This is a genomic window from Adlercreutzia equolifaciens, assembly GCF_029076695.1.
In the GTDB taxonomy this organism is placed as follows: domain Bacteria; phylum Actinomycetota; class Coriobacteriia; order Coriobacteriales; family Eggerthellaceae; genus Adlercreutzia; species Adlercreutzia equolifaciens_A.
This window is the reverse complement of sequence record NZ_JARFIK010000064.1, coordinates 1-425: the sequence shown is the minus strand read 5'-3', so window position 1 is coordinate 425 and position 425 is coordinate 1. Positions and strand designations below refer to the sequence as shown.

1 pseudogene is annotated in these 425 nt (G+C 69.9%); it reads left to right on the top strand.

Annotated elements, in window-relative coordinates:
- Positions 1-425 (top strand): annotated as a pseudogene (locus tag PZH32_RS11480) (chromosome segregation protein SMC); the annotation flags it as partial.

The window sequence follows — 425 nt, the reverse complement described above, 5'->3', positions numbered from 1 at the left end:
CCCTGAGCATTGCCGTAGACGACCTGCGCACTCTCCAGGCCCAGTGGGAGGCGGCTCAGCAGCAGGAGGCCGCGCTGGTGGGCGATATGGAGGAAAAGCGCGCCGCCATTCAGGCCGCTGAGAAAGCCGTCGAGGAGCTGCAGGAGCGCATTCGCGTGGAAACCCTGGACGCGGGCGACTTGTCCCGGCGCCATCGCGCGGCGGCTGCTGCCGTCGAGCGATTCGATTCCACGGTCATGATGGTGCGCGAGCGCCGGCGCGGCGCCTTGGCCCGCGCGGCCGAGCTGGAGCTTTCCCTGGAGGCTAACGCGGTGAAGGCGGCCGAGGCCGTGGCCGAGCTGGAGCGGGCACGCGAGCTGTTCGAGGAAGCGCGCGCCGAGCGCGAGACGGCCGAGAAAACTGTGGCCGATCTCGAGCTGGTCTAC